Origin of the sequence: Pedobacter psychrophilus (genome assembly GCF_001652725.1) — a bacterium.
In the GTDB taxonomy this organism is placed as follows: Bacteria; Bacteroidota; Bacteroidia; order Sphingobacteriales; family Sphingobacteriaceae; genus Pseudopedobacter; species Pseudopedobacter psychrophilus.
This window is the reverse complement of the sequence record NZ_LWHJ01000028.1, coordinates 251,259-275,955: the sequence shown is the minus strand read 5'-3', so window position 1 is coordinate 275,955 and position 24,697 is coordinate 251,259. Positions and strand designations below refer to the sequence as shown.

Sequence of the window (24,697 nt, the reverse complement as noted above, 5' to 3'; positions counted from 1 at the left end):
ATAACTTTGTATTAAAATCTGTTATCATGAATAAAATATTACAATTAATAACTGTTGGTATATTAACCTCAACAGTTGCCTTCTCACAAGAGATGCCAAATAAAGCTAAAACTTTTGGCGGCCGCGACCAATACAAAACTTTTTCTGTTGGCATTAACGCTGGGGCATTAACTCCAGTTGTTTTGACAGGTGGATCTAATGATTATACCAACTGGGATGCAAACATTGGCTACGGTATTTCTTTAAGAAAACAACTGGGTCATGTTTTTGGATTACAAGGAAATTTATTGATGGGCGATGTAGAAGGAAACAATAATGATGCTCCAGGTCAGGTTTTAAACGGTTATAAATCTTTTAAAACAAAAATCGCTTATGCTACCAACTTATCTGGTATTTTCAATTTAGCTTCAATCAATTTTCTTAAAAGAGAAAATGTAATCAACTTTACCGCTACTGCGGGTTTCGGTTTAATTGCTTATGCTCCAAGTTATGTAAATGCTTCAAATGCAATTATTGATTGGAAAGGAAAAGCTAACGGTGGCAACGATTATATTAGAGAAGCTTACATCCCAGTTGGTGTTGGTGCAAAATTTAAGCTTTCTGATTGTATGAATATAAATTTCAACTATTTAATGAATTATATTGATAGTGATAATTTTGATGCTAAATATGCTAAACCAAATTCTAAAGATGTGTTTTCTTATTCATCCGTTGGATTAGAGTTTGCTTTAGGGCCAAAATCTAAACCAGATTTAACTTGGGCAAATCCAATCTCTACATTGTATGATGAATTGAAAGATAGTACTTTAAGAGAGGACGTTCAAAAACTGAAAGTTAGAACCACAAAGGTAGAAGGCGATATCCAAGACATGAAAAAAGATAGTGATGGTGATGGAGTTGCGGATCATTTAGACAAATGTCCAAACACTCCTGCTAGTAAAAAAGTTGATGGCGCAGGTTGTCCGGTTTTTATTAAAGAATAGTCTTTTAACCTTATTTATAAATGAAGCCTTGCTCTAAAAGCAGGGCTTTTTTATTTTACACTTTTGAGTTTTTATTGTTTAAATAATTTATCTTTTAAAAATGACAAGCATATAACCTAAAAATATCCCTTTAAACATGCAAACTTTTAACTTTATATAAACGTTAGTAAAGGAGAAATATAGCAGATGCGAGGTTACGGTTTTTCAAAATTTATTCCCAAACAACTACCTAATGGCGGGTTTGATGAGCTACTAAAATTGTTTTTAGAGCTCTTAAATTATACCGCCGGAGATGCCAATGAAGCTTTATCATGGATGAACGAGTTGGATAAACAACATAACATCACAAAAGATGATTATGGTATGGGCGATTTTATTCAAGATTTAAAAGACAAAGGTTATTTAAGTGATGATGACCCAAAGGGAGGATTTAATATAACTGCAAAAACAGAGCAAACGATACGAAAATCTGCTTTAGAAGAAATTTTTGGTAAACTGAAAAAATCAGGAAAAGGAAATCATTCTACACCAAAAAGCGGCACAGGAGAGGAAAAAAACGCTGATAGAAGAGAATATCAATTTGGCGATAGTTCTGATCAAATAGACATGACGGCTTCCATCCAAAATGCCCAAATCAATAATGGCATTGGCGATTTTATGATGACCGAACGTGATTTAGAAGTAGAAGAACGTGATTTTAAAACGCTTACTTCTACCGTTTTAATGATTGATATTTCTCACTCTATGATTCTTTATGGTGAGGATAGGATTACGCCGGCTAAGAAAGTGGCGATGGCTTTAGCCGAATTAATCAGCACAAAATATCCAAAAGACACTTTAGATATTGTGGTTTTTGGTAATGACGCCTGGCCAATAACAGTTAAAGATTTACCTTATTTACAAGTTGGGCCTTACCATACGAATACTTATGCTGGTTTAGAATTAGCAACAGATATTTTGCGAAGAAGAAAAACCCATAACAAACAGATTTTTATGATTACCGACGGTAAACCAACTTGTTTAAAGGAAGGTTTAAAGTATTATAAAAATAGTGTAGGCTTAGATAAAAAGGTAATTAGTAAAACATTGACAATGGCGGCACAATGTAAAAGATTAAATATTCCTATCACGACTTTTATGATTGCTAAAGACCCCTATTTACAACAATTTGTAAGAAAATTTACAGAAGTAAATGGAGGGAGGGCATTTTACAGCTCTTTAAAAGGATTAGGAGAGTACATTTTTGAAGATTACATTAAGAATAGAAGGAAAACGGTTCGTTAAGAATCAAAATATTAGACACAAGAATTAAGACAACAAATCTAATAAAGACAGCATTTTATCAAATAAAATTAACATAATATAGGCAAGTCTTCTCCTTTGGAGAAGGATTTAGGATGAGGCTAATGATAAAGACACTAGGAGAATTAAAAAAATCGGGATATAAAAGTCGTTCGATTAAAGAAGAATTAAGGGAAAACCTAATTGCTAGGTTAAAAGATAAAAATTTGGGTTTTGAAGGGATTATCGGTTTTGAAGATACCGTAATGCCCGATTTGCAAACCGCAATTTTAAGTCGTCATAATATTTTGTTATTGGGTTTACGTGGACAAGCAAAAACCCGAATAGCAAGGTTAATGGTTAATTTATTAGATGAATATATTCCATACATTGAAGGTTCGGAATTGTATGACGATCCATTGAACCCAATAAGTTGGGCTGGTAAAAACATGATTGAAATTCATGGTGATGAAACTCCTATTGCTTGGTTGCATCGTAATGAAAGATATACCGAGAAATTAGCAACTCCAGACGTTACCGTTGCAGATTTAATTGGTGATGTTGATCCTATAAAAGCGGCAACTCAGAAACTTAATTACTCTGATGAAAGAGTAATTCACTTCGGGTTGATTCCGAGAGCACATCGTAGCATATTTGTAATTAACGAATTACCAGATTTACAAGCTAGAATTCAGGTTGCATTATTTAATATTTTGCAAGAGCATGATATACAAATTAGAGGTTTTAAATTACGTTTACCTTTAGATATACAGTTTGTATTTACTGCCAACCCAGAAGATTATACCAATCGTGGGTCTATTGTAACGCCTTTAAAAGATAGAATTGAAAGTCAAATTTTGACTCATTATCCAAAATCTGTTGCGATATCAAGAAAAATTACCCAACAAGAAGCATTAATAACGCCTGCTCAAAAGCTGATTGAAGCTGATGGTTTAGTAAAAGATTTGGTAGAGCAAATTGCTTTTGAGGCCAGAAATTCTGAATATATCGATAAAAAATCTGGAGTTTCTGCTCGTTTAACAATCTCCGCTTATGAGAATTTGATTTCACATGCAGAACGTAGGATGCTGATTAATGGTGAGAAAAGTACGGTTGTAAGGATTAGTGATTTCTTAGGGGTTATCCCAGCAATTACCGGAAAGATTGAATTGGTTTATGAAGGTGAATTAGAAGGTCCGGCAAAGGTGGCAAACATTTTAATTGGAAAAGCAATTAAAACGATGCTTCAAACCTACTTCCCTGATCCAGAAAAAATGAAAAAAGCAAAAAAGGACAATCCTTATGCAGATATCATTAACTGGTTTGGCAGTGGAAATAGCCTAAATTTATTAGACGACATTACAGATGAAGAATATAAAAAAGCATTAAATGAGGTTCCTGGATTAAAATCAGTTGTTAAATTTTTCCATAAAGATATTAGCGAAAACCAACAATTGCTTTATATGGAGTTTGTGTTGCATGGTCTAGCAGAATTCTCTTTGGTAAGCAAAGGCTATTTAGAAAAAGGCTATGAATTTAAGGATATGTTCAATAGCTTATTCAGTTCAGAGTTTGCCGATGATGAAGGAGAGGATGATTTTAATGATAGGTATTAACCTAATAAAATAAATATTTATGAGGCCTTCGGTTTACCGAGGGCTTCTTTTTAAAACATTAACCTAAACATATTTTTAGGTTTGCGTTAGGGATTGAAGCGACATCCTTTTTATTGCCCTTCTTTATGAAGTGCAAAATGGCAATAAAAAGATACAGCGTAATCCGCCAGCTGGCGGATAAAACGCCATAATAAATTTTTAAATGGGAAGAATAATTCCACTATTAATCATTAGCGTATTGCTTTTACTTATAGACTTTTACAGTTATAAAGCAATTTTACATACTTATCAAAACTGGTCAAACGCAGTTAAGAAATCTTTTCGGGCTATTTGGTGGGGTTACACCGCAGTTCTTTTAATAGGGGTTTACACCACTATGATTTTTAATTTAGATTTAGGGATAAGAACCATTTTTCTGGTGGCGTTTTTTATCACTTTCGTGAGTAAATTATTCTTTATGCCTTTTTTATTTATTGATGATATCAGAAGGTTGTTTATCATCATAAAGAATAAAATTTCAGGAAATAAAGAAATTGTAAACGCTGAGAATAGTATTCCAAGATCAGAGTTTTTGGTTAAAGCAGGATTGGTTGTTGCGGCGATTCCTTTAGCATCTTTAAGTTATGGGATCACCTGTTCTTATGATTATAGAATTAGGAAGCAAAAAATTTATTTCAAAAATTTACCCTCAGAATTTGATGGAATAAAACTCGGTCAAATCTCTGACATCCATTCTGGAAGTTTTTATAATAAGAAAGCTGTTTTAGGCGGTATTGAAATGCTAATGGGACAAAAGCCGGATTTAATTTTTTTTACCGGCGATTTAGTAAATGGTGTTGCATCAGAAATGAGGGATTACCAGGATTTATTTTCCAAAGTAAAAGCTCCGTTAGGTGTTTTTTCTACTTTGGGAAATCATGACTACGGCATGTATGAAAAATGGCCTACTGAAGCCGCCCGTGTAAAAAACATTGAGGCTATTAAAAAAACACATCAATTAATGGGATGGGATTTATTGATGAACGAAAATAGAAGGCTTAAGGTAAATGGCGCAGAAATTGGAATTTTAGGGATAGAAAATTGGGGAACCGGCCGTTTTCCTAAACATGGCAAGATGGAAGAAGCGATTAAAAACACGGATGATTTACCCGTAAAACTGCTATTATCTCATGACCCTTCGCACTGGCGAGCAGAAGTTTTGCAAAAATATCCAACAATTGATATGAGTTTCGCTGGTCATACTCATGGTGCACAATTTGGCATTGAAAGCGAATATGTAAAATGGAGCCCCGTTCAATATGTTTACGATGAATGGGATGGTTTATATAAAAATGGCAATCAGCAATTATATGTTAATGTTGGTTTTGGTTTTATAGGTTACCCAGGTAGAGTTGGTATTTTGCCGGAAATCACGATTTTTGAATTAAAAAAAGGCTAATAGGTTTGCGATAATAGATTTCAAAATCTGTTTATTAGCTTTAAGCCATCAGCTTTTTGCTAAAATATGATTAAATACTTACGCCAAACTTTAGATTTTCTGCTGTTTAGCAATATATTTATTTCTTTGGGTGCAGCCTCCCAAGGGTTATTAACCTATCACTTAATAGGCTATCCAATTAATTGGTTTATAATTGGTTGTTTGTTCTTTTCCACCATCGTTTCTTATAATTTTAGCATTCTAATTCAAAAACCAAAAAACCCACAATTATCAGAATATCGTCGGGTTCGTTGGATTTTCTATCATTATAAAATGAATATTGTTATTACGGTATTAGCTGCTTTAGCACTAATTCCTTGCTTTCTCAATCTTCATTTTAACGCACAAATTTTACTCATAATTTTAGGGATTATTTCTATCGGTTACTCCACTCCAATATTTTCTATTGGTAAAGTTAAACATGGATTAAGAAATATCCCTGGCTTAAAGTTGTTTTTAATTGCATTGGTTTGGGCATTAAGTTCTGTTTGGCTTCCTTACGTTGAACTTAGTGATACCCATCAAATAAATATCAATGTTTGGGAATTGATTCATTTAATCTTTAAAAGATTACTTTTTGTAACTGCGATTACTATTCCTTTTGATATTAGGGATATGTTACAGGATAGCAAGTATAAATTAAAAACCATAGCTACAGTTTATGGAGAAAAAAAGTCTTATTTATTCTGTCAGATTTTACTGATTACCTATTTATTATTGTCTGTTTTATTTCCAACAAACGGCTATAATTTAGATTTTTACAGCTTAACATTTACTGTATTCTTAACCGCTTGGCTCATTTTTAAATCTAAGTGGAAAAAGAACGAATACTATTATTTCTTTTATTTAGACGGGACTTTAGTTTTACAATACGTTTTGCTGTTATTGTTTAATTTTGCTTAATTAATAAACATCATGCATAAAAACATCAACATACAATCTATCAATATCAGAGGTAATATAGAACAATTAGTTGCTGACCATCAATCCGTTAAAACAGCTTTCAATAAAAAAAGTATCGGTGATGAAACTTTATTTTTAACGATGACCGGTTTTGAGGGAGACGTAGTTGCACATACAAAAGACCATGGAGGAAATGATAAAGCCATTTGCTGTTATAGTTCAGATAGATTTCCTCATTGGAAAAAAGAATTAAATTTAGATTTAGGCTTTGCCGCATTTGGAGAAAACCTCACCTTAGAAGGTGAAAATAGTTTAGAAGAAAATGTTTTTGTTGGCGATAGGTATCAGCTAGGTGATGCAATAGTTGAGGTTTCTGAACCGCGAGGACCTTGTTTCATTATCGGAATTAGATATAATTATAAGCCATTTGCCAAACTTTGTCAGAATACTGGTTTTACAGGTTTTTATTTGCGTACCATAAAAGAAGGATTGGTCAATAAAACTGATGGATTGGTTCATCTTTCATCTCATCCAGATAAAATGTCTGTTGCACATATTAATCAAATCCGTTACCATGATTCTAAAAATAAAATTGAACTACAAAAGTTGGTGGATTTAGAAGAGTTGACTTTAGAGTGGAGAGAAAAGTTTGATGTTTTATTACGCAAAATCAAATAAATATTAGGCAATAAGCCCTTACGATTTTCTATTTCATAGTTTTAGAATGTAAGACATAGGTAAATTTATTATCTATATAGCAAGGATAGAAGAATATTTTTAATAAATAAACAGATATTTGAGCTATTATTTATAAATATGAAAAGAAATTTGCTTTACATTTTTTTCCTTTCCTTAACAATTCTTTCTTGCACTGATAGAAAAAAAATCCGTTTGCATGGTTTTAATAACTTTAAAGGAGTGGTTTTAGGCGATTCTGTAGTGAATAATAATGTAAGAGACTTAAGCGCTATGCTAGATTTAGTGCAAGGTGGTGATAGAGAAAAGGTAACCATTAAAGGAAGGGTTGATAATGTTGCTAAAGATGGAGCGAATTGGCTGACCATTAAATTGCCCAATAATGATTTAATGAAGGTAAATTTTGAAGACAATAATTTTTCTGTTCCTAAAGATATTAAAGGTAAAACCGTAGTGTTAAAAGGTATGGCAAAAGCCGATGTTTTAAATATTGCACAACAGAAGGAAATTGCACAACAAATTGGTTTATCTAAAAATGCCATTGATAGTATTAAATCGCCTAAAAGGATAATCTCTTTTGATGCGAAAGGAATGGTGATTTTATAAACACAAAGCTTATAAATATAAAAGCTCTCATAATTTAATTTACGAGAGGCTTTTATATTAAATCCTAAATTTTATTGTTTAAGGGTAACCGTTCTTTCAACCATTGTATTATCGCCAGAAACGTCTTTTCCACTAGCGTCTTGCAATTGTATTTTCACTTTTAAATCGCCCATTGGCGCATTTTTGATAAAATAAGGCTGCCATTTATCTACTGTAAAAGTAGTATCGTTAATCGCAACTTTTACTTTATAACCATCAGCAGCTAACGTAGCATTCTTCACATAAAAATCTAACAATAAATTTTGAGTGTCTTTGCCCGCATATTCTCCTTTAGGTCTGCTGTAAAATAGCATCGGGGTTTTAGCATCTTCTAATTTTACATAATTCCCTTTTTCATCAATTTTAAAATGAACTACAACTGCGGCGTCTGGCGCTTTAACAGATAAGTGGTAAGAACGAGAAAGGAAAGACAACAAATAATGTTCTGAATTTAAAGGTAAATTAACCGTGTTCTCTGGTTTGTATAAAGCCTGGTACGGTTTGTTATCCATAATAAAATGGATGTGTTGCCCTTTATCAGAATTTGCACATTCGCCAGAATTCATATCCATAGTTTGTTTAGTCAGTTCGTAATTGGTAACGTCATAGTTTACCATCATTTTAACTGAATCTGTTCCGACCATTTCTGTCTTCACGTCTTTAATCATCAATTTTGCATTTGCAAAATCGTCCGTTTCTGTTAATGGCTCAATGCTCATCTTTTTGTCCATCTTGGTACTATCAGCATCGTTATCTGCAGTTTTTGCATTTTGATTACAAGCGCCTAACGTTGATAATGCAATTAATCCAGAAAAAAATAATGGATAAGAAAATTTTAATTTCATGATTTTTAATGTTTTAGTAAAATTTATATAGTGATTTTAATATTATTTATAGAATGTTTTTAACGTTTAATTTTCATCACAAATAATGCCATGTAATTAATTAAGGAATAAATTTTTATTCATTTTAGGGATTATTTTGTTTTCGTAGGCTTGTTTAAATAACATTTCAATTGCTTTTTTCCCTTCTACGCCTAAATCAATAGAATATTTGTTTACATATAAATCTATGTGCTTATACATTACGCTTTCTTCCATTTCTTGGGCATGAGATTTTATAAAAGGTAAAGCCGATTTTGGATTAGCAAAAGCATATTCTACAGACTGCCTGATCAATTGATTTACGGTTTGCTTTACCGCTAAAGGTAATTCTCTTTTAATCACGATGCCACCCAAAGGGATAGCGCAATTATTTTTTTCTTCCCAATATTCGCCTAAATCCTTAACTTTTTTTAAGCCTTTATTTTGATAGGTAAATCTATTTTCATGGATTATTAGGCCTAAATCTATTTCTCCGTCTATCAGTTTTTGTTCAATTTCAGAAAATACCATTTCTTCTTTATTTTGAAGATGAGGATATGCCAAGCCCAGTAAAAAATTTGCTGTAGTAAATTTGCCGGGAATCCCGACTTTAAGATTTGGATTGTTCAAATCTTGTTCTTTTTTACAAATCAACATCGGCCCAACGCCAAAACCTAATGCACTGCCAGCATCTAACAATACGTAATCTTCTGTTGCGTATGCGTAGGCATGATAACTGAGTTTTGTAATATCTAAAATCGAATTAAAAGCTTTTTGATTAAGCGTTTCTACATCATCAAAAACCACCTCAAAATCTAAGCCTTGTGTATCAATTTTATGATGGATTAAAGCATCAAAAATAAAAGTGTCATTAGGGCAAGGCGAAAAACCAAGGGTAAGCTTCATGAATAAAATTTTTAAAACGCTGAAAGCAAAATGCTTAAAGCTCAAAGCAAAACTAATATGATTAGCTTAATATGAATTTAGTATATAAATTATGTAGGCTGCTTTAAGCTTTGTGCATAATGCTTTAAGCCTAAATGTTTTTAAGATTATTAATTAGCCATTCATTTAAATTGTTAACAGCTAAAACCAGATTCCAGTTTTCACGATTTCTCTTTTCTACATAATTAGAGATACAACGTATTTGCAAAGCCTCTACTTGCGCTTCTTCACAAGCATAAAAAAACGCAGCACCTTCCATTGTTTCTATAGTTGGGTTTATCCTATCTCGTATTTCTTCTATGCTGTCTTCGTTGCCGTGAACAGTATTTACAGTTATTGCGGTTACTTTTCTTAAGTTATCTTTTAAAAAGATTTTTTCTGAAGCCCTAAATTCAACTTCGCCCATCTCTAATTGTTCTAAAGAAATAAATTCTTCATCATCTTCTGCACCAAGTTCTGATAAAATATCTTCTCTTACCTCTACCAATTGCCCTAATTTTATATTGCGATAAAAACTACCCGCAATACCTACATTTAAGGCCAAATCGAAGTTTTCTTGAGCTAATGTTTTGCCTAATGCATAAGCTGTTGCTACCATTCCAACACCTGTAATCATTATCTTAATATCATGTTTCCCAACTTTTAACAACTCATCTGCATTAAATTTTGGAGCATATTTTTTAATAAAGGGCTCAATTTCTTGATAGGTTGCAGCTACTAATAATATCTTCATGTCATCATTTCTTAATTTGATTTTTGCGTTAACGATAGGAACGACAGCTTTTTTAACCGCTTTTTTGCGGTAAAAAACTACAGTGTATAGCGTGTTAAAACGCCCAAATTATTTTGTTTAATGTCTTTATTATTTCAAAATTACATCAAATTTAAGAACATTGCTTTAATAGTTCTTATCGGTTGTAAAAGCTTTGTTTATATTTGCCCTTTATCATAAAAAGAATGATTTACGTTACAAGAAAAGAGCATTTTAATGCTGCTCACAAATTATATAGGGAAGAATGGAGCCAGGAGAAAAACGATGAGGTTTTTGGCAGATGTGCAAACGCAAACTGGCATGGACACAATTATGATCTTTTTGTAACCGTAAAAGGAGAAATTAATCATGAAACTGGCTTTGTTATCGATTTAAAAGATTTAAAATCTTTAATAATCAAATACATTACAGATAAATTGGACCATAAAAACTTAAATCTGGATGTCGATTTTATGAAAGGTAAAATGGCATCTACAGAGATTTTGGCGATTGAGATTTGGAAACAATTAGCACCACATATAGAAGAAAAAGGCGCAAAATTGCATTGTATTAAATTGTATGAAACCGCAAGTAACTTTGTAGAGTATTTTGGAGATTAAATAAATGAGCGATAAAAGCAATAACGGTTATCAAAAAATAGATCGATATGATGAAAAAGTAATCGGCGAAATAGCCGGTAACTATAAAAATATTTTAGCATCAATTGGTGAAGATCCAAATCGGGAGGGCTTACTAAAAACACCAGAGCGAGTTGCTAAAGCGCTACAGTTTTTAACGCATGGTTATGATTTAGACGCTTCTGAGATTTTAAAATCGGCAATGTTTAAAGAAGACTATAGCCAAATGGTTATTGTTAAAGACATTGAGGTTTACTCTATGTGTGAGCACCACATGTTGCCATTTTTTGGTAAGGCGCACATTGCTTATATCCCAAACGGGCATATTGTTGGTTTAAGCAAATTGCCCCGTGTGGTAGATGTTTTTGCCAGAAGATTACAGGTTCAGGAAAGATTAACAAATGAGATTAGGGATTGCATTCAAGATACTTTAAAACCCGCAGGCGTTGCTGTAGTGATAGAATGTAAACACATGTGTATGAGCATGAGGGGAATTCAAAAACAAAATTCTGTGACTACAACATCAGCATTTACAGGCGAATTTGATCATGATAAAACCAGGTCGGAATTTTTGAGATTAATAACGGCTAATTTGTCTTGATAATAACTAGTCAAGGTATCTGCTGAACACAATTAGAAAATTATAATTTAACAAAAATGAAAGCATACGTATTTCCAGGACAAGGCGCACAATTTATTGGTATGGGTAAAGACCTTTACGAAAGTTCTGCCGAGGCTAAAGAAATGTTTGAAAGAGCCAATGAAATTTTAGGGTTTCGGATTACCGATATTATGTTTAGTGGTACTGATGAGGAATTAAAGAAAACAAAAGTTACCCAACCTGCAATTTTTTTACATTCGGTAATATTAGCCAAAGTTTTGGGAACGGATTTTAAACCTAATATGGTTGCTGGGCATTCTTTAGGAGAGTTTTCTGCACTAACAGCTGCGGGTGCCTTAACTTTTGAAGACGGATTAAGGTTAGTAGCTAAAAGAGCAAATGCAATGCAAAAAGCTTGCGAATTACAACCAAGTACAATGGCAGCAGTATTAGGTTTAGATGATTTTACAGTTGAAGATATTTGCCAAAGAGTAAGTGATGTTGTGGTGCCAGCCAATTATAATTGCCCAGGCCAGTTGGTAATTTCTGGAAGTATTGCTGGAATAGATAAAGCTTGCGAATTATTGTTGGCTGCTGGAGCAAAAAGAGCCATAAAGTTAAATGTGGGTGGCGCATTTCACTCTCCTTTAATGGAAGCCGCAAAGGTTGAGTTAGAAGCAGCTATTGTTGCTACAGAAATTAAAGAGCCTATTTGCCCAATCTATCAAAATATTGATGCTAAACCTTATATCGATTCTCAAAGCATTAAGCATAATTTGATAGCCCAATTAACAGGACCGGTAAAATGGACACAAACCATGCAAAAAATATTACATGATGGCGCAACTGAATTTATAGAGGTTGGACCAGGAAGTGTTTTACAAGGTTTAGTTAAAAAAATTGACAGAAAAATAGAAACATCTAGCGCAACATTTAATTAAAATATATGGCGATAGCATAAGCCTGTTTGTTTGGCTTGGTTTTGGGATGCGGTTGTTTAAATTACTTTTTAGATACCTTTTAATAATTGAGAACTGCTACTAAAATTCGTTGGTTATTACTTTTAGTTACGATTGGTTTGTTTGCTACATCGTTAACTGCCAGGTGGGCATCAACTAAACTGGTAAATCTTAATGGTCTTGCTGATAATATCAGTAGCGATTTACATGAAAAAGAATCAACAGTAAACGAATTCTTGTCTGAGCAACAGAACTTAAAAGATTTAGAAAATCTTCCTTTTAGCCCAACTTTAGCAACTAATATCTTAGATCAATTTACAAATAAAAACATCTTTTTTCAAACCTATCAAAAGGGTAAACTTGTTTTTTGGTCTGACGTTGATATTAGCGCTAGCAATGTAAATAATTACAAAGAAGGAAGCAGCTTTGTGGCTTATAAAAATGGTTGGTATGAAGCTATAAAAAGAACTAAAAATGATTTTTTTGTGGTTTTCTTCATTCCCATAAAATCTCATCTACCTTATAATAATCAGTACCTTAATAATGATGATGATCAGTTTTTGATCAGAAATCTAAATATAGAAATTGCATCTTTAGAAGAGAAGGATGTTGTTGATATTAAAAATATTGAAGGTAATTATCTTTTCTCCATTACAAAAAGCGATACTATTTCTGAGATTCCTTATAATAAGATTGAAGTTATTATGTGGTGTTGCGGCTTATTAACCTTACTATTTTTGCTAAACAGCATTTGCAAGCTTTATGCTGATGAACAAAATGCAGCAGTTGCTACAGTAATCTTATGTTTATCTTTTTTCTTAATCAGATATCTGGGTTTAAAATATCATTTTCCTAAAGCCATCTATAGTTTAGATTATTTTGATCCTAAAATTTATGCCTCTAGTTTTTACTTCCCTTCCTTTGCAGATCTTTTAATAAATGTAGTTTGTCTATTATGGATAATCATCTTCTTTTATAGCTACCGCAATAAAAATTTTTAAACCTATAAAAAATGTTTGGTTAGGATATCCCATTTTAATTTATGGGTTTATTTTCGTTTTGTTTTTATCTCATAAATTCTCTGATGTTTTTTTTGGTTTGGTATTTAATTCTACCATTAATTTAAATGTTTCTAACCTGGTAAATCTTAATATTCTAAGCTTTTTTGGTATTTTAATTATTATTGGAGGGTTATTAATTTATTACTTAATAATAGATCTTATGATTTATTATTCAAGTTTTATAAACATCTCTCTGCGAAACAAAATTGCCCTGTTTATTATGTGTTTTTTAGCTTACGGGATCTTCGAGCTTATCACAAAAAACTATTCTGTCTTTTTTACATTAATCTTTGCGCTGGTATTTATAATAGGGAGAGGTATTTACACCAATAATGGGAAAGTTGTTTTCCCCGCAGTTGTAATGATATCGTTCATCTTTGCTACGATAGTTTCTGTAAAACTTAACACCTTTGAAAGCTTTAAGGAATTAGAAGTAAGAAAAACGCTATTACAGAAATTAGAAAATCCGACAGATTCTTATGCATTAATTGCGTTTGATGAGATTGAGGATGGTATACAGGAAGAAAGTGCGATAATAGCTAATTTAAAATCTGGAAAGGCAAATACAAAAGAGTTGATTACCTTAATTGGCAATAAATACCTATCTGGATATTTAAACAAATTCAACTTTAAAGTTTTCCTTTTTAATCAAAATGATTCCTTAATCAATCAAAGTAACAATCAAAGCATTAAGGATTTTAAGGATTTGGTAGAAAATAAATCTAATAAAGTGACAGATTATTTCTACCGTAAAAATAACACCTTTGGCAATCAAAATTATTTTGCAATTATCCCATTAAAAACGGATAGCAACGTTATAGGAACCTTGGTTTTAGATTTAAAATCTAAAACATTAGAACGTTTTGGCGCATTTCCACATATTTTACAAAATGGGATCATTAACCCCCAGTCAGAATTTTTAGATTATTCATATGCTTTTTTCGAGAACAAAAAACTGTTAACTCAGTATGGTTCTTACATTTATGATGATTTTAACACAGAGTTTACTGCCCCTATTAAACAATTTGTAGTTCTTAAAAAAGGAATTGTAGATCATTTAATTTATAAACCTGCATCAAATAAAACAATTGTTATTACTCATAATAGTACAACCTTTTGGAGAGAATTAGCATCCTTATCCTTCTTCTTTATCATATTTGTTGTCTTTAGTATCTTTTTAATTTCATATAAATGGATACTACAATCTCTTTTTGCCTATCATATAAGTTTTAAAAATTTAAGGATAAAGATATTAGCCAGTAATAATCGGATTCTATATAAAACCCGAATTCAAATTGCTTTAGTTTTAGCTGTTGTAAGCTCTTTATTAATAATCGGAATCATTACTTTTTCATACATTTCTATACAATATACAGAACAGCAGCAAGACTTTTTGGAAAGTAAAATAAGGATAATTACTAGTGCCTTTCAAGATAATTCACTACAAGAGGTTAATGCATCAAATAAAAAAAATTCCATTTCATTTGATGATTTTTCTAAGATGTATAGTGCCGATCTTAACCTATTTGATCTTAACGGTAAGCTTATTTATTCTACACAAAACAAACTCTATTCGGTAGGTTTAATTGCCGAACGCATGGACCCTAATGCTTACATTAATCTTCATATCAAAAAGAAATCTGAATTCATTCAACAAGAAAATATCAGATCGCTAAAATATACCTCGGCATACATGCCTATAAAAAATGCGGATAATAATATTATTGCCTATTTGCAACTTCCATATTTTGCAAATCAAGATGATTATAACCAAAAAATAGGCACCTTTTTAAACTTGTTAATTAATATTTATGTATTAGTGTTTGTAGCTGTGGCATTTTTTGCTTTTGTGGTAGCCAATCAAATTACCAGTCCTTTAAGTTTAATACAAGAGAGCATTTCTAAAACCGTTATCGGGAGAAAAAACAACCCAATAAAATGGAAACGTAATGATGAGATTGGAAGTTTGATTACGGAATATAACGCCATGATAGCCACATTAGAGGAAAATGCCAACAAACTTGCACAATCTGAAAGGGAAACCGCATGGCGAGAAATGGCCAAACAGGTTGCCCATGAAATTAAGAACCCATTAACTCCGCTGCGTTTAGGAATTCAAATGTTAGATCGTTCTTGGAAAGATAAAGACGTAAAGTTTGATGATAAATTCAACAAGTTCAGTAAGTCTTTTTTAGAGCAAATTGATAGTTTAAGTCGTATAGCATCAGAGTTTTCAAACTTTGCGAAAATGCCAGAGCTAAAACTGGAAAAATTAGCGGTTTTAAGTGTGCTTAATAAAGCCGTTGAAGTTTATTCCCAAATGGCACATATCAAAATAACTTGTGATGAGTCTTCATTGAAAGATTGTATGGTTTTAGTAGATAGAGATCAACTTTTAAGATGCTTTAACAATCTATTAAAAAACGCCATAGAGGCTATGCCAGAGGGGAAAGCGGGCTTAATAACCATCAACGGAATAAAAGAACAACATAATATTAAAATTGCCGTTTCTGATAACGGTAATGGAATTCCCCTAAACTCTAGAGCAAGTATTTTTGTTCCTAATTTTACCACAAAAAGCTCTGGTACCGGGCTTGGTTTAGCCTTTGTAAAGCAAGCTGTGGAGAATGTGAAGGGAAATATTTATTTTACTACAGAAATTAATGTAGGAACAACTTTCTACATTACGCTTCCACTGGTAAGTTAAATGATAAAAAAAAGCATCATCGGGATTGTACTCTTAATTTGCAGCGCTTCCGTTTATGCACAAAACAATCAGTTGGCAATTATCAAAAAAATTGCTGTTAAAGATTCTACTCTACTAGATACACTCAGCATTATACCAAACACCTTTAAACTTATTAACGGCGTAATTCCTATTAGTCAGGATAGTTATCAAATCAATTTTTCCAGCACTTTGCTAATTTGGAAAAGTAAACCAAATACAGATTCTGTAATGGTGCAATATCAAACCTTTCCCTTACTTTTTTCTAAAAAACAATTTAATAAAGATCCCAAAATTATTGAGGAGGTGGTAATTGGAAAAAACCCTTTTATTTATACAGCAAATAAAGAGGATAATTCCATTTTCAACTTTGAGGGTTTTAATAAAAGTGGTAGTATTTCCAGAGGTATAGGTTTTGGAAACAATCAAGATTTGGCTGTAAATTCTAATTTGGTATTACAATTATCAGGAAAACTCAACAATGAAATCGAAATTTTAGCAGCTATTTCTGATGACAATATCCCTATACAGCCTGAAGGAAATACACAGCAAATAAATGATTTTGATAAAGTTTTTATCCAGTTAAAAAGAAAGGGCACTACACTTATAGCTGGAGATTATGAGCTTAGAAAACCCGACAGCTATTTTACCAATTATTACAAACGCACCCAAGGCGCTTTATTTAGCAATAATTTTAAAGATAAAAACGGACATGAATTTTCTACAACTTTTGCGGCGGCGGTAGCCAAAGGTCGTTCTGCAAGAAACCAATTTGATGGTATAGAAGGAAATCAAGGTCCGTATCGTTTACAAGGCAATAATGGAGAGCAATTTATTATTGTTCTTTCTGGTACGGAAAGGGTTTATATTGATGGTGTTTTGCTTTTACGTGGGCAGGATAATGATTATGTGATGGATTATAATACTTCAGAGTTGACTTTCACATCTAAAAGATTAATCACCAGAAATTCTAGAATAGTTGTGGAGTTTGAATATTCTGATAAGGTTTTTGCCCGAAGTTTGTACAATTTAAATCAAGGCTTTAAATCTGAAAAGTTAAAAATTGGCTTTAATTACTACAGCGAACAAGATAACGCAAACAGACCTTTAATACAAAGCTTAAGCGATCCACAGAAACAATTTTTATCAGGTATTGGAAATAATATTAATCAAGCTGTTTTCCCCAATGCTGATAGTGTTGCTTTTAGCCAAAATGAGATTTTGTACAAAAAAATTGACACGTTAGGCGCTCAAGGCGTTTATGTTTACAACACCAATCCTTTGCTGGCAAAGTTTAGGGTAGGCTTTACTTTTGTTGGAGCAAATCTTGGAAATTATCGCATCAACACCTCATCAGAAGCAAACGGAAGGGTTTATGTTTTTAATGCGTCCATTAATGGAGTTTTACAAGGAGATTATGAGCCCGTAACTTTACTGGTAACGCCTAAAAAACAACAATTAATAACGCTTAATGCTGATTATAAAATCGGTAAAAAAACAAATATTTTCACCGAGGTTGGCTACAGCGATAATGATGTAAACCTTTACTCTAACATAGGAAACGCTCAAAATAAAGGTGTTGCTTACAAACTCATTTTTCAAGATCAAAGAAATTTTAAAGGAAATGACACTACTGGTTTAAAACTGAAAAGTAATTTGAGTTATGAATATTTAAACCAGCAATTTAAACCTTTAGAGCGTTATCGGCCGGTAGAATTTGATCGTGATTTTAACTTTAGAGGAACTGTTTTGGTTCCAGCGGATGAGCATTGGACAACCCTAAACTTTAAGCTGTTCAAAAACGATTTAAAGCAAATAAATTATACGTTTTCTAACTTTAACAGAGGTAGCAGCTATAACGGAATTCAGCAAGCTTTAGCTTCTGTTTATCATTACAAAAAATACCGATTATTTTATGCGGGCAGTTTATTAAATTCTAAAACAACTGTAGAAGATGGTGCTTTTTACAAAAATAATTTAGCGGTTTCAAAGGTTTTTAAAGTTAATGAGGCTGGTCTGGCTTACCGAGCCGAGAACAATCAACCCAATAATTTAAGCACCAATCAATTGAGTTTACAATCTTTTGCTTTTAGAGAATACGAAGCTTATTTTAAATCTGCCGATACCGCAAAAACTTCCTTTTTATTGCTTTATAACCAACGTTTTGATGATTTGCCTTTAGGACAAACATTAATTGCTTTTTCTAAAGCAATTACGGTTTCTGGTAAATTATTAATTAGTAAAACATCCAATTCTAATTTATCCATAAATGCTTCTTATCGCACTTTAAAATATTTAAATAATGATACTTTAAAGCAAAACGAAGAAACTCTTTTAGGTAGGGTTGATTATAATTTTACAAGTTTGAAAGGCTTTATTAATCTTCAATCTTTTTACGAATTAGGAACCGGACAGGAGCCAAAAAGAGAATTTGTTTATTTAGAAGTTGCAGCCGCACAGGGAATTTATTCCTGGAATGATTACAATAGTAATGGCATAAAAGAATTAAATGAATTTGAGATTTCCAGATTTCCTGACCAAGCCCGATACATCAAAATTTTTAGACCAAATAACCAATTTGTAAGGTCTAATTTTACAAATATTAACCAAACTTTAACCCTAAACCCAGCTATCATATTAAAAAATAGAAAAGAGAAGGTTCCTGTTTTTATCTCTAAATTTTCTAACATTACATCATTACGTATTGATAAAAAAGTTTTAGCTGGCGAAAGTGTTTTATTTAACCCTTACCAAACCAGCATTAACGAAAGTAATTTGATTGCGCTAAATTCTTTTATTAGGAACACTTTGTTTTTTAATCGCTCTAATCCTGTTTTTGGTTTTGATGTGAGCTTGCAAAAATTAGGAAGTAAATTGTTGCTAACTAACGGATTTGACAGTAGAAATAATCAGGAGAAAAGTTTACGCATAAGATGGAATTTTATTAGAAAAAGTAATTTCAATATCTCTTTTAATAATGGCGTTAAGGATTTTTCATCTCAATTATTTACCGAAAGAAACTATCATATTAACTATTATGAATTACAACCCGAGTTTGGTTACCAATTTAGCACCGATTTTAAAACCACTTTTTTAATCAATTTAAAAAATCAAAAAAATGATGTGGTTTTTGGCGGAGAAAAAACCTTAAACGCAAAAATTGGATCCGAATTAAGATATAACATTCTTAAAAAAGGAACAATAACCAGTCAGTTTAATTTTATTAATAATAGTTTTGAAGGCAAAAACAACACCTCTGTAGCTTACGAATTATTGGATGGTTTACAACCAGGAAAAAATCTTACTTGGTCTGCGGGGTTTCAAACAACCATAGCAAACGGTATCCAACTCAACTTTACTTATGAAGGGCGTAAATCTAATGACGTTAGGACCATCCATACCGGCGGCCTACAATTTAGGGCCTATTTTTAATAGTGGATTCAGTTTATTATTTGACTGATTTTAGAATTATTAAGATTTATTATTGCATTTAAATTAGTGAAATCATAAAAAATACTTCTCCATTAGATTAGTGAAAATTAGTGCATTAGTGGCAAAAGAACAATACCAAATTAAATTAATGTTTCTTAAACATAACATTTCAGTTAACCTCTTATATTAAAATAAAGAAACCTTAGATTTGACAATCTTAAAAATCAAGACATGAAGCAATTTAAAATCCTATTCATTGCAATTCTTTTTATTCCTATTATAAGTTCGGCACAAAAAAAGAAACCTGCAACTTCACAGAATATCTCAACTCCTGCCCGTCCAAAATTAGTAGTTGGAATTGTGGTAGATCAAATGAGATGGGATTATTTATATAGATATGCTAATAGATACGGAACTGGCGGATTTAATAGGCTGTTAAGAGAAGGTTTCACTTGTGAGAACACTCAAATCCCTTATGTGCCAACTGTAACAGCGGCAGGTCATAGCGGAATTTATACTGGTTCAGTGCCGGCAATTCATGGTATTGCGGGTAACGATTTTATCATTCAAAAAACAGGGAAATCTATGTATTGTACAGAAGATTCTACTGTACAAACCGTAGGAAGCACATCTACCGCTGGCGAAATGTCTCCAAGGAATTTATTAGCAAGCACAATAACTGATGAATTAAAATTAGCTACAAACTTTAAATCTAAAGTAATAGGAATTGCATTAAAAGATCGTGGTGGAATTTTACCTGCCGGCCATGCCGCAGATGCAGCATACTGGTTTGATGATAAGACAGGAAATTGGATAACCAGTACATTTTACATGAAGGAATTACCAATTTGGGTAAACACATTTAATAGCCAAAAATTTGCGGAAAAGTATTTGAAACAAGATTGGAATACGCTTTATCCCTTAGATACTTATTTACAAAGCACAGCAGATAACACGCCTTATGAAGGAAAGATGAAAGGAGAAACGGCTCCTGTTTTTCCTCATTTTACTTCTAAATTTTTGAATGGCTCATATGGCGCTATAAGAAACACGCCTTATGGCAACTCTATCAGTTTAGATTTTGCAAAAGAAACCATCGCTAACGAGCAAATGGGCAAACACGATCAAACGGATTTTTTAGCATTAAGTTTATCTTCTACAGATTATGTAGGGCACCAATATGGTGTTAACGCTGTTGAAACTGAAGACACTTATTTGCGTTTAGATAAAGACTTAGCAGATTTCTTAAGTTATTTGGATTTAACAGTTGGCAAAGGCGAATACACCGTTTTTCTTTCTGCAGATCATGGCGCTGCACATAACCGACAATTTTTGATGGATCATAATATTCCTGCTGGTTTATGGGGCGGGGGAACTATATTAAAAGACCTTAACGCTTTATTACAAAAGCAGTTTAATCAACCAAAATTAATATTGAGTTTTAATAATTATCAAGTAAACTTTAACAATAAATTAATCAAAGAAAAGAACTTAGATATTGATGCTATAAAAAAAGCCTGTGTTGATTATTTGCAAGATCAAGATGGGGTAGCTTATGCCATAGACATGGAGAATGCAGCTGTTTCTCCTATCCCTGATGCTTTAAAAACCAGGATTATCAATGGTTATAATAGAGAGAGAAGTGGTGAAATCCAAATTTTACTAAAACCAGGTTATTTTCAAGGTATTGCAGAAACAGGTACAACTCATGGCACTTGGAATCCTTATGATACGCACATTCCATTAGTATTTATGGGTTGGGGAATAAAGCAAGGCTCGTTAAATAGGCCAACAAGTATGGCTGATATTGCCCCAACTTTAGCCGCTCTTTTGCATATTCAAGAACCTAGCGGTAATATTGGTTTACCTATAGAAGAGGTTTTGAAGAAGTAATTTCTGTGGAATTTTTAACGTTACGTAGTTTTCTGAATAAAGCTTTTTGATTAATGTTTTATAATAAAGGGAGGTTTTTTAACCTCCTTTTTTATAATCATCCTTTTTAATCTTAATTATAGATATAGACTTTACTGCTGTTGCTAAAGAACACACTTCACACAGTGAAAATCCCTAATCTTAACATTAATAAGTTGCCATTTAATTTCCAGTAATCTCCATTAAATAATTGAACAAATTAGTATCAGTACTTACATCTAATTTTTTTCTCAAACGATATCTGCTTACCTCAACAGCCCTTACAGTAACGCTCATCAATTGAGCAATCTCTTTAGAGGTAAGATTCATTTTTAAATATGCGCAAAGTTTTAAATCGTTTGCGCTCAATGAAGGGATTTGTTCTTTCAGTTTCGATAAAAAATTTGCGTGAACATGATCAAAATGGACAGAGAAATGTTCCCAATCACTATCTGCTCTCTCCGCATCTTTAATTAGACTAAGTATTTTTTTAAACTCTTCAGGGCTTTCTTCGATATTTTCCGTTTTAACAATAGGTAATAACTCCTCTTTTATTTTTAAAATTAATTTTCCCCGTTGCATTAAATGCATGGTTGCGGTAGCAAGTTCTTTATTTTTAAAATTAACATCTGCTTCAAGCTTATCATTACGCAGTTTAACAATCTCCTTTTCATTATGCTCTATTTCTAGCAAATGAGTTTTTCTTAAATATTCTTGTTCTTTTAAATGTTTGCGCTTTTGCCTTTGTATTAGTAAATAAATAATAAGACAAACCATTAAAAAACAAACAAGATAAAATATCCAAGTTTGATACCACGCTGGTGCAATAGTAAATTTGTAAGTAACCGCAGCAGACTCACTACCTAAATTATTTCTTGCCTTAACGCAAAATTCATATCCTCCAGGCGGCAGGTTTGTATAATCTTTTTCACTCTTTGCATTCCATTCTGACCATTTATTATCAAAACCAGAGAGTTTGTAGCTAAATTCAATATTGTTTTGTTGTTCATAAAGTGTAGATGAATATTCAAAATGAAGAGAATTATATTGGTGTTTAAGCGATATATTTTGATTATCGTCTTGTTTTTCACTAACATGATTTTTTGATAAAAAATATCCCCCAAATAAAATACTATCCTTTTCTCCTGATATTTTTACTAGTGTTAGGTTTACATTTAATTGTTTTATGTTTTTAACATAATTTAGATAGTTGATATGAATTAACCCTTTATTTGCACCTATAAATACATTTTGTTGATTATAAGGATATATGTTCTCAAATCCCGCTAGTACTTTTGAGGTCAATTCTGGAAAATAGATGATACTAAAGCCCTTGCCGTTTTCTTTCCTGTTAAAATCTACAACACCAACATGTTTGTTACTAACAAACCAAATGTTACCATATTGGTCTTCTTTAAAATATTGTACATTCATATTGCCAAAAACAGGCTTAAATGTTTTTGAAGGCGTGAATTTTTTTTCTTGTTCCTCAAATTCATAAATACCTTTAATGGTTGCAACTACAATTCTGTTTTTTATTTTCGCCACATAATTGCCTAATGAAGAAGGCAAGCCGTCTTTAACGGTAAAAAGTTGTTTTTCTAAAATGTCTGTTTTAGAACCATTTAATTTAAACTTATAAATCCCTCTGTAAGGATGCGAAGCCCAAATTGCATCTGTACTTGAGTCATATACAAGAAAACGTAGTGATTCATTGATTCCAGTTATCTCTCGTTTATTCGAAAACTGCCCATTTTCTAAATAGTTTAAAAAAACCAATCCATTATATGTTCCTGCTACAATTTCTTTACTTGGCGAGTAAGCAGAGAGCGGCTCAAACATCCATGTTCCAGGTAAGCGATATAATGATTTTATCTTTGAGTCAGAAATTTCATAAGCTCCTTCCTCGCTAGAAATCAACAACTTTTTGTTAAGAATATTTAGATTCCAAATCTGTCCTTGAATGCTTGCCGTTTCGGAAAAAGGTTCGTTAGAATAGGAAATATCTTTATTTTGGATATTTAAATTAGCATTAAATAAGCCGTTTGATGTACCTACATATAATTTATTATCTATTATTTTTGTAGCGTAAGAACTGGTTTGCTTAGTTTTATCGGGATAAATATATTTGATTGCATTGTTAAATGCCACAAAGTCAATTCCATCATCTAAACCTAACCATAGGTTTTGATTCTTATCTTGAAAAATACATCGCAGGTTATTTTTCTGCAGCCCTTCAGAGGAAGTAAATTTTTGAACTATTTGTCCTCTTTTATTTACAATCAAACATCCCGAAGAAACAGTAGCAAAAGCATATAGATTACTATTAACTTTTACAGCATCGTAAATTCTACTATTGCTAAAAACATATTGGTCTTGGCTTTTAATTTTAGAAATACCGTTTCTACTAATGATAAAAATACCGTTCTTATTGGATGTCATTAATAAGCTGTCTCCGCTAAAAGGTAAAATTGAGGTAATGGATGCTTCTTCAAAATTATTAGGAACCGCAATGGTTTCCCAAGTATTATTTTTAAAAGCTAACAACCCTCTGGCAATATCCTGGGCATATATTTGATTATTGACCAATCCCAAATATTCCCAAGATGCGTCGCTTTTATAGATGCTGAAAACGCCGTTTTTTAACAGCAAAATTTTAGAATTTGTCCTAAAATAAATTTCTTTTTTTAATATTACTATGTCCCATATATCCTCTAGTTGTCTTTCATTTTTTGGAATTAAACTTTTTAGAGAATGATATTTTAAAACGCCATTAGCATCAGGAAAGAAGTACCCAATCTCATCCTGACCACCAACATATATTTTGCCGTCTTCATCAATTTTAAAAGACCTAACAACCGTTTTATTTGGAAGTGGGTAATTATGCCAGTATTTTCCATTATAGGTTATTAATCCTTCATTATTGGCAAAATACATTATCTGACTTTTATCCTGCCCTATTTCCCAATTTTGAGTGCCCCCTTTGTAATCTTCAGAGCTAAAGTTTTTTATCTCTGGTATTCCAATCTGAGCATGGGCATAACCAATAAAAAATATAATAAAGAAAATACTAATCGTTTGCTTCATTAATAAAAATTAGATGCTATAATTTGGTTTAATGTACAATAGTAATATAAATTTTTTGCGTTATTAAATCTATACTTAAGCTATTAAAAGAATTAAAATAATAATTTGTTTTAAGAATCATTA

The 24,697-nt window shown here is 32.1% G+C and carries 18 protein-coding genes; 14 read left to right on the top strand and 4 right to left on the bottom strand.

Annotated elements, in window-relative coordinates; genetic code table 11:
• The first annotated feature begins 26 nt into the window (after positions 1-26).
• The 7 genes from A5893_RS11810 (at position 27) to A5893_RS11780 (ending at position 7,562) form a co-directional block, all read left to right on the top strand.
• Positions 27-983, top strand: coding sequence for a porin family protein (locus tag A5893_RS11810; RefSeq protein WP_068822775.1), 957 nt, complete (start codon positions 27-29; stop codon positions 981-983).
• 186 nt (positions 984-1,169) lie between these two features.
• Complete coding sequence (locus A5893_RS11805) at positions 1,170-2,267, top strand: vWA domain-containing protein (RefSeq protein WP_068822774.1); 1,098 nt, start codon at positions 1,170-1,172, stop codon at positions 2,265-2,267.
• A 122-nt stretch (positions 2,268-2,389) separates the two neighbouring features.
• Positions 2,390-3,880 (top strand): MoxR family ATPase, encoded by a 1,491-nt coding sequence (locus tag A5893_RS11800; protein WP_068822773.1) that lies wholly within the window; start codon positions 2,390-2,392, stop codon positions 3,878-3,880.
• A 202-nt stretch (positions 3,881-4,082) separates the two neighbouring features.
• Entirely contained in the window at positions 4,083-5,318 is a 1,236-nt protein-coding gene (locus A5893_RS11795) for a metallophosphoesterase (protein WP_068822772.1), read from the top strand.
• A 66-nt stretch (positions 5,319-5,384) separates the two neighbouring features.
• The gene (locus A5893_RS11790) at positions 5,385-6,260 is read left to right on the top strand and encodes a UbiA prenyltransferase family protein (RefSeq protein WP_068822771.1); all 876 of its coding nucleotides are present in this window, start codon (positions 5,385-5,387) and stop codon (positions 6,258-6,260) included.
• Positions 6,261-6,272: 12 nt separating this feature from the next.
• A complete protein-coding gene (locus A5893_RS11785; RefSeq protein WP_068822770.1) occupies positions 6,273-6,938 on the top strand; it encodes an MOSC domain-containing protein in 666 nt (221 codons plus the stop codon).
• A gap of 138 nt (positions 6,939-7,076) precedes the next feature.
• Entirely contained in the window at positions 7,077-7,562 is a 486-nt protein-coding gene (locus A5893_RS11780; RefSeq protein ID WP_068822769.1) for a DUF4920 domain-containing protein, read from the top strand.
• 71 nt (positions 7,563-7,633) lie between these two features.
• On the opposite strand, the gene A5893_RS11775 is transcribed toward A5893_RS11780, so the two are convergent.
• From A5893_RS11775 to mqnB, 3 genes are all read right to left on the bottom strand, one after another.
• Positions 7,634-8,446: a hypothetical protein gene (locus A5893_RS11775; RefSeq protein WP_068822768.1), complete on the bottom strand. Its 813-nt coding sequence runs from the start codon at positions 8,444-8,446 to the stop codon at positions 7,634-7,636.
• 96 nt (positions 8,447-8,542) lie between these two features.
• Positions 8,543-9,370, bottom strand: coding sequence for a menaquinone biosynthesis family protein (locus A5893_RS11770; protein WP_068822767.1), 828 nt, complete (start codon positions 9,368-9,370; stop codon positions 8,543-8,545).
• Positions 9,371-9,500: 130 nt separating this feature from the next.
• Positions 9,501-10,142, bottom strand: a complete 642-nt coding sequence (gene mqnB, locus A5893_RS11765) for a futalosine hydrolase (protein WP_068822766.1) — start codon at positions 10,140-10,142, stop codon at positions 9,501-9,503.
• 224 nt (positions 10,143-10,366) lie between these two features.
• Here mqnB and A5893_RS11760 point away from each other — a divergent pair, with 224 nt between their 5' ends.
• The 7 genes from A5893_RS11760 (at position 10,367) to pafA (ending at position 21,469) form a co-directional block, all read left to right on the top strand.
• On the top strand, positions 10,367-10,780 hold the full coding sequence (locus A5893_RS11760) for a 6-pyruvoyl trahydropterin synthase family protein (protein WP_068822765.1): 414 nt from the start codon (positions 10,367-10,369) through the stop codon (positions 10,778-10,780).
• A 4-nt stretch (positions 10,781-10,784) separates the two neighbouring features.
• Positions 10,785-11,399, top strand: coding sequence for a GTP cyclohydrolase I FolE (gene folE, locus A5893_RS11755; protein WP_068822764.1), 615 nt, complete (start codon positions 10,785-10,787; stop codon positions 11,397-11,399).
• A gap of 56 nt (positions 11,400-11,455) precedes the next feature.
• A complete protein-coding gene (gene fabD / locus A5893_RS11750) occupies positions 11,456-12,340 on the top strand; it encodes an ACP S-malonyltransferase (RefSeq protein WP_068822763.1) in 885 nt (294 codons plus the stop codon).
• 86 nt (positions 12,341-12,426) lie between these two features.
• Positions 12,427-13,359 carry a hypothetical protein gene (locus A5893_RS18095; RefSeq protein WP_232456853.1) on the top strand — a complete coding sequence of 311 codons (933 nt, stop codon included), beginning with the start codon at positions 12,427-12,429 and terminating at the stop codon, positions 13,357-13,359.
• Between the two features lie 421 nt (positions 13,360-13,780).
• Complete coding sequence (locus A5893_RS18090) at positions 13,781-16,126, top strand: ATP-binding protein (protein ID WP_232456852.1); 2,346 nt, start codon at positions 13,781-13,783, stop codon at positions 16,124-16,126.
• Positions 16,127-19,576, top strand: coding sequence for a hypothetical protein (locus A5893_RS11740; RefSeq protein ID WP_068822762.1), 3,450 nt, complete (start codon positions 16,127-16,129; stop codon positions 19,574-19,576).
• Positions 19,577-19,807: 231 nt separating this feature from the next.
• Positions 19,808-21,469, top strand: coding sequence for an alkaline phosphatase PafA (gene pafA, locus A5893_RS11735; protein WP_068822761.1), 1,662 nt, complete (start codon positions 19,808-19,810; stop codon positions 21,467-21,469).
• Between the two features lie 201 nt (positions 21,470-21,670).
• On the opposite strand, the gene A5893_RS11730 is transcribed toward pafA, so the two are convergent.
• Complete coding sequence (locus A5893_RS11730; RefSeq protein ID WP_068822760.1) at positions 21,671-24,574, bottom strand: triple tyrosine motif-containing protein; 2,904 nt, start codon at positions 24,572-24,574, stop codon at positions 21,671-21,673.
• Positions 24,575-24,697 lie beyond the last annotated feature (123 nt).